Source organism: Amycolatopsis sp. NPDC051106, from assembly GCF_040682775.1.
Lineage (GTDB): Bacteria > Actinomycetota > Actinomycetes > Mycobacteriales > Pseudonocardiaceae > Amycolatopsis.
Genome location: NZ_JBFBBQ010000176.1, coordinates 1 through 7,482, shown reverse-complemented (window position 1 = coordinate 7,482; position 7,482 = coordinate 1). Strand labels below are relative to the sequence as shown.

The 7,482-nt window shown below is 75.1% G+C and carries 2 protein-coding genes; one reads left to right on the top strand and one right to left on the bottom strand.

Annotated elements, in window-relative coordinates:
• A partial coding sequence (locus AB0M83_RS47970; protein WP_364529339.1) for an SDR family NAD(P)-dependent oxidoreductase occupies positions 1 to 6,110 on the bottom strand: 6,110 nt, incomplete at its 3' end.
• A 698-nt stretch (positions 6,111 to 6,808) separates the two neighbouring features.
• Here AB0M83_RS47970 and AB0M83_RS47965 point away from each other — a divergent pair.
• Complete coding sequence (locus AB0M83_RS47965) at positions 6,809 to 7,150, top strand: bacterial transcriptional activator domain-containing protein (protein WP_364529342.1); 342 nt, start codon at positions 6,809 to 6,811, stop codon at positions 7,148 to 7,150.
• Positions 7,151 to 7,482: the final 332 nt, after the last annotated feature.

The window sequence follows — 7,482 nt, the reverse complement described above, 5'->3', positions numbered from 1 at the left end:
GCGGCGCGCGCGCCGGCGGCCGGCGGCGCCGTCGGAGCCGCCGGGTCGAACCGGGCCGGCACCAGCACCGGTTCGCCGGATCCGAGCGCCGCGTCGAACAACGCCAGACCCTGCTCCGCGGTGAGCGCTTCGACGCCGGACGCGTGGATCCGCCGGCGAGCCGTGGCCGAGATCCGGTCGCCGAGACCGGTGCCCAGCTCCCACAGCCCCCACGCCAGTGACAACGCGGGGAGCCCCGCCGCCCGGCGGCGGCACGCCAGCGCGTCCAGGGCCCGGTTGGCGGCCGCGTAGTTGGCCTGCCCCGCCTTGCCGAACACGCCGGCGATCGAGGAGAACAGGACGAACGCGGTCAGCGGCAGGTGGCGGGTCACCTCGTCGAGCACCAGCGCCGCGTCCATCTTCGGGCGCAGCACGGTGTCCAGGCGCTCCGGCGTCTGTGCAGCCAGGACACCGTCGGCCACGACGGCCGCGCTGTGCACGACGGCCGTCAGGGGCGGGTCGCAGCTCTCGACCAGCGCCGCCACGGTGGCCCGGTCCGCGACGTCGGCGGCGACGATCCGCACCTTCGCCCCGAGCTCGGCCCGCAGCTCTTCCGCGCCGGGGGCCGCCGGCCCGCTCCGGCTCACCAGCAGCAGGTGCCGCACGCCGTGCGCGGTCACCAGGTGCCGGGCCAGCGCCCGGCCGAGCGCGCCGGTCCCGCCGGTGATCAGCACCGTCCCTTCCGGACCGAACGGCCGGCCGTCCGACGGCGCCGTCCGCGCGATCCTCAGTACGTGCGGCTTCCCTCGGCGGACGGCGATCTGCGGCTCCTCGCCGCCGCCGGCGAGGCCGGCCACCCGCTCCACCGGGAAGCCGGGCTCCAGGTCGACCATGCCGATCCGGCCGGGGTACTCCGCCGCAGCGGCGCACCCGAGACCCCAGACCGCCGCGGCGCCGAGGTCCGGGACCGGCCCGGTCGCGTTCCGGGTCACGAGGACGAGCCGGTCGCCGCGGTCCTGCCAGTCGTGGAGGACGGCGAGCGCCCGGCCGGTCGCCGCGCGGACGTCGCCGGGTTCGATTTCCACCACCCGGACCGGTTCCCCGGCCGCGACCGGGGTCATCGGAATCCACTGTGGACGGTAGAGCATCGTGTCCCGCGGTGCCATCGGCCGCGTCGTCAAGGACTCGACGCGGGCCAGCGGGAGCCCGTCTTCGCCGAACAGCTCGACGCGGACGGCGCCGGCGCCGAGGCGGACGCCGTGCACCCGCGCCCGCCGCGCACCGGGCGCGTAGACCTCGACGCCGCTCCAGAGGAACGGCACCCTCGGCTCGGCCGCCGCTCCCTCGGCGAGCGCCGTCGCGTGCACCGCCGCGTCCAGCAGGACGGGGTGCAGTGCGAAGCGTCCGCCGACGTCCGGCGCGAGGTCCACCTCGGCGAAGAACTCGTCGTCACGCGTCCACAACCGGTGCACGGCTTGGAAAGCAGGTCCGTAGGCGTGCGCGCGGTAAGCGTCGGCGATGTCCGCTTCCACCGCGCCGGGCGGCGGCCATTCCCCGGTCCGGCCGCCAGGTTGGGCGCCGCGCGGGCGCAGCCGCCCGGAGGCGTGCTTCCGCCAGTGCTCGTCCGCCGGACGCCGGGCGTACACGTCGATGCGCGGCCCGTCCACGACGACCTGGACGTGGACGTCGTCGGCCGCGTCGAGCCGCAGCGGCGCTTCGATCGTCAGCTCCTCGATGGCCGCTCCACCGGCGTGCAGGGCCAGGTCGACGAACGCCGTGCCGGGCGCCAGGACCGCTCCCCCGACGACGTGGTCGGCCAGCCACCGCAGCCGGCGGACGCCGAGCGAGCCGCCGTGCACGACCCGCGGCGAGTCGGGCGCGACGAGAGCCGGCCCGAGGACCGCGTGGTCGCCGCCGGCCGGCTCGAGCGACGGCGACGGCGGGTCGAGCGACGGCGACGGCGGGTCGAGCCAGTACCGGGTGCGCTTGAACGGATAGGTGGGCACCGGCGTGACCCGCGCACCGCTGCCGGCGAACACGGCCCGCCAGTCGACGGGGATCCCCGCGGTGTGGACCGCGCCCGCCGCCGCCAGCACTCCGGTGCCCGACATCGTCGCCGCGGTCACCGGCAGCGCGTCGGCCGCCGAGCGGCTCAGCACGGGCGCCGGGCCGATTTCGAGGCCGACGACCGGGCCGGGTGCGGTGATCGTGGCCAGCGCGTCGGCGAACCGCACGGCCGAGCGGGCGTGCCGCCGCCAGTGGCCGGGCTCGATCTCGTCGACGAGCCGTCCGGTCAGGCCCGACACCAGCGGCACCGAGGGCCGGTGGTGCTTCAGCCCGGTGGCGACGTCGTGGAACTCGTCGAGCATCGGTTCCACGAGCGGCGAATGGAACGCGTGGCTGACGCGTAGCCGCGTCCCGCCGCCGAAGCGCGCGGCCAGGGCCGTCGTCGCGCCGTCGTCACCGGAGAGGACCACCGACCGGGGGCCGTTGACCGCCGCGATCGCGACACCGTCGCCCAGCAGCGGAGCCACTTCCGCTTCGGCGGCTTCGACGGCGATCATCACGCCGCCGCCGGGCAAGGCGGCCATGAGCCGGCCGCGGGCGGCCACGAGCGTCGCCGCGTCCACCAGGGACAGCACCCCGGCGACGTGCGCGGCGGCGAGCTCGCCGATCGAGTGCCCCACCAGCACGTCCGGCCGCAGCCCCCAGGACTCGAACAGCCGGAACTGGGCGACTTCGAAGGCGAACAACGCGGCCTGCGCGTGGTCCGTGCGGTCCAGTGCCTCGCCCCCGGCGAACGCGATGTCGCGCACCGGGCCGCCGACCGCGTCGCACGCTTCGCCGAAGGCGTCGGCGAACACCGGGAACAGTCCGGCGAGCTCCCGTCCCATGCCGGCGCGTTGCGCGCCCTGCCCGCTGAACAGCAGGGCCAGCCGGGTCCCGCCGCGCACGGTCCGGCCGCGCACCCGGCCTTCGGCGACGGCCCGCAGTGCCGCCGGGTTCCCGGCGGGCACCAGCACGCGGTGCGCGAGCGGCGTCCGGCGGGCCAGGGTGTAGGCGACATCCACCGTGTCGGCGGCCCCGGAGAGGCGGGCCGCGACCTGCCGCAGCCCTTCGTCGTCGGCCGCGCTGAGCAGCCACGGCGCCGAGGGGAACGGGTGCCGCGCCGGGACTTCCGGGGCCGGCGCCTCTTCGACGATCACGTGCGCGTTGGTGCCGCCGATCCCGAAGGCGGACACGCCGGCCCGGCGGACCCGGTCCGCGCGCGGCCACGGCCGGGCCGTGTCGAGCAGCGCCACGCCGCCGCCGGCCCAGTCGACGTGCGGGCTCGGCTCATCCGCGTACAGCGACGGCGGCAACTGCTCGTGCTGCAGCGCCGTCACCATCTTGATCACGCCGGCGACTCCCGCGGCGGCCTGGGTGTGCCCGACGTTGGACTTCACCGAGCCGAGCCACAGCGGGTCGCCGTCCCGGCCACGGCCGTACGCCGCGATCAGGGCCTCCGCCTCGATCGGGTCGCCCAGGGACGTGCCGGTGCCGTGGCCTTCGACGGCGTCGACGTCGGCCGCGGTCAGCCCCGCGTCGGAAAGGGCCGTCGCGATCAGGGCTTGCTGCGCGCGCCCGTTCGGGGCGGTCAGCCCGTTCGACGCGCCGTCGGCGTTGACCGCTGTGCCGCGCAGGAGCGCGAGCACCGGGTGCCCGTTCCGCCGCGCGTCGGACAGCCGTTCCAGCAGGAGCACGCCGGCGCCCTCGGCCCAGGCCGTGCCGTCCGCCCCGGCGGCGTACGACCGGCACCGCCCGTCCGGGGAGAGGCCGCGCTGGCGGCTGAAGGCCAGGAAGGTCCGCGGGGTCGCCATCACCGTCGCCCCGCCGGCGACCGCGAGCGAACACTCCCCCGCGCGCAGTGCTTTCGCCGCGAGGTGCAGGGCGACCAGCGAGGACGAACAGGCCGTGTCGACGGTGAGCGCCGGGCCGGTCAGCCCGAAGGTGTAGGAGATCCGGCCCGAGGCCACCGCGTGCGAGGAGCCGATGCCCAGCCACGCCTCGAGCTCGTGGGGCGTGGTGAACCGGCTCGCGTAGTCCTCGTTCATCACCCCGGCGAACACGCCGGTGTCGCTGCCGCGCAGCGTCGCGACGTCGATGCCGGCCCGCTCGAACGCCTCCCACGTGGTCTCCAGCAGCAGCCGCTGCTGCGGGTCGGTCGCGAGCGCCTCCCGCGGCGAGATGCCGAACAGGCCCGCGTCGAAGTCGCCCGCGCCGTCGAGGAACCCGCCGCGGCGCGTCACCGACCGGCCGATCCGGTCCGGGTCCGGGTCGTACAGCCCGTCGGTGTCCCAGCCGCGGTCGGCGGGGAACTCGCCGGTGGCGTCGACCTGGTCCGCGACGAGCCGCCAGAGGTCTTCCGGCGAGCGCACGCCGCCGGGGTACCGGCACGCCATCGCGACGATGGCGATCGGCTCGGCGGCGGGTGCCGGCGGTGCCGGGGCTCGCGTGCTCACCTGGCCGGAGGCGAGCCGGGTCAGCTCGGCGATGACCTCGCCGGGGGTCGGGAAGTCGTAGATCAGCGAGTGCGGGACATCCACGCCGGTGAGCTCGGAGAGCCGGTGCCGGAACTGCACCCCGGCCAGGGACGACAGCCCGAGCTCGGTGAAGGGCCGGTCCCGCCAGCCGTCGCCGCCGTCGTGGCCGCACAGCGCGATCAGCTCGGTCCGCACCACCGCGGCCAGGTCCGGCGGTTTCGGCGCGTTCGCCAGGACGGTGCGCCGTGGCTTGCCCGACGGTGTTCGCGGGATCTCGCCGACCTCGAGGTAGGCGACCGGCACCTTGTACAGCGACAGCCGGCTCAGGCACAGCCGCCGCAGCTCTTCGGGGTCGAAGCCGGCCGGCCCGGGGACCACGAACGCCACCGGTACCGCGCCGACGACGTCGTCGGGCCGGCCGGCGACGAGGACGTCCCGCACCGACGGCGACTCCTCGAGCACCGCCTCGATCTCGGTCGGGTAGACCTTCTGGCCGCCGCAGACGATGACGTCGTCGACCCGGCCGTCGAGCACCAGCCGGCCGCCTTCGAGCCGGCCCGCGTCGCCAGTGGGGTACCAGCCGTCGCGCAACGGGGAGGCCTGGCCGTGGTAGCCGAGCATCAGTCCCGGGCCGCGGACGAGCACCTCGCCTTCGTCGATCCGGATCTCGATGCCGCCCACCGGGGTCAGGCCGGCCGCGCCGGGCGTTTCCACGGCGATCTTGCCGCCCGCCTCGGTGCTCCCGTAGCCGTTGAGCAGGTCGGTGCCGAACAGCTCCCGGGCCGCGGTCCGCGCCGCCGGTGTGCACGGCGCACCGGAGGTCAGGCACAGCCTCGGGGTGCCCAGCGGGCCGTCGTACTCCTGGCGCAGGCGCAGGTAGGTGGCGGGAACCCCGGCCAGCACGCAGCCGGGGTGGGCGGCGAACAGCTCCGGGGAAAGGCCTTCGGCGAACCGGGTGTGGGAGCCGACCGCGATGGTCGTGACGAAGGCCAGCGACAGGGCGTAGGCGTGGTGGGTCGGCAGCGGCCACAGGAGGGTGTCGTCCGCGGTGAGCCCGTACATCGGGACGTAACACGCGGCGGTCGTCCACAGCATCGCGCGCTGGGAAAGCAGGACGCCCTTGGGGCGGCCCGTGGTGCCGGAGGTGTAGAGCAGCCAGGCCGGTTCGTCGAGGGCGAGGTCGTCTCGCGGCGGTCGTGCCGTTCGTTCCGGTGGGTCCTCGACGAAGACGACCCGCAGGCCACGGCTCTCGCCGAGCCGGTGGGCCAGCTCGGCGTGGCGCTTTTCGGTGATGAGCAGGGTCGCCCCGGAGTCGTCGGCGATGTGCGCGAGTTCGGCTTCGGTCGCCCGGGTGCTGACCGGAACGCCGACCGCCGAGGCGCGCAGCACCGCCAGGAGGTGTTCGGCGAACTCGACCCGGCTGCCGACGTGGACGAGCACCCGGTCGCCGCGCGCCACGCCGAGCGCGGCGGCGTACTCCGCGCTGCGGGCGGCGAGCCGGCCGTAGGTGATGGTCCGCGTGCCGTCCGAGTAGGCCGGCCGGTCAGCGGGATGGGCGGACAACGCGGCGGTGAGCGGCCGAACGATCCCGGCCTGGAGGTGATCCACTGCTCCGGGTATACCGCAATTTTCGCTTTCGTGATCACGGGGACGTTTCCGCGACGCCTGGGTGACGGCCGGCTGCGACGCTGTCCAGGGTTCCCGTCGCGGGAGGAGAGCCGTCCCATGCCGCCGCCACCGAGGGCACGTGCGAAGCTCCCGACCCTGACCGTGGAGGCTGCGCCGGGGGCCGTGAAGGGGCGTCCCCCGCGGCCGAAACCGGCTCCGCTGCCTCCGTCGAACGCGGCGGCCCTGGCGGCGCTGCGGGCCGGTGACAAGAAGCCGCTCGCCGACCCGACGCGGAAGGAGTCGCAGGACAAGGTCGGCAACGGCGCGGTGGCGGCGGGCCTGGTCAGAAGCCCCGGCGCGGACCCGAAGTTCGCGGTGCTGAAGAAGGACGTCGCGCAGAAGAAGCACGCGGTCGCCAAGTCGCATCCGCCGGCGAACAAGGAAGCGACGTCGGCACAGGACGCTTCGGTGCCGCCCAAGGACGACGAGGTGGCGCAGGGCAAGACGGCCAACGCCGAGAAGGTGAACGAGGCCAAGCCGAAGGACTTCGACAAGGCAGCGTTCATCAAGGCCGTCGAGAAGGCCATCGCCGAGCAGATCGCCGACACGACCGCGGCGCCCCCGGACACGTCGGCCGCCGAGGTCAAGCAGGTCGTGCCGATGGCGGCCGACCGCCCGCCAGGCGGACCCGCGACGACCTGTCGGCCGACCTGCTGCCCGAGTGGTCGGACAACGAGTGGGTGCTCCTGGAGCAGGAGCAGTACCACCAGCTGCGGCTGTATGCGTTGGAGGCCTTGGCAAAGCGCCTCACGACGGCGGGCCGCCACGGCGAGGCGGTGGCGGCCGGGCTGGCCGCGGTGCGCGCGGAACCGTTGCGCGAGAGCGCGCACCGCGTCCTCGTCGACGCGCACCTGGCCGCCGGCAACCGGGCGTCGGCCCGGCACCAGTACGAGCAGTGCCGGCGCACGTTGCTCGAAGAACTGGGACTCGAACCGTCGGACGCCCTGCGCGGCCTCCTGCCGGACACTTCGGCGCACTAGCCGCCGAATTCCGTTGATTGCGGACGGTGATCATTACCGGAATAGCGCGGAGCGGTCTTTGCGCGGATAGTTCGCGGGGGTCGCGCTTTTCCGGCGAATTCGCCGTGAACCGGGTCGGCGCCGACGAGATCCGCGTGTCTCGGTGCGAGGTGGGCAGCGCGGGCCGGACGCCGCGCCGCCGAGCCCAAGCCGGTCGCGCAGGCCCGAGCTTGCGTGCAGTGAATGACTCATTCCTGGCGCCGGACGCCAACCCTTCGCGTGCGCCGCGATCAGCGCGTCACGATCACCGACCGCCACCGGCAACCCGGCTGTCGCCTCGCGAAGGCGCGAAG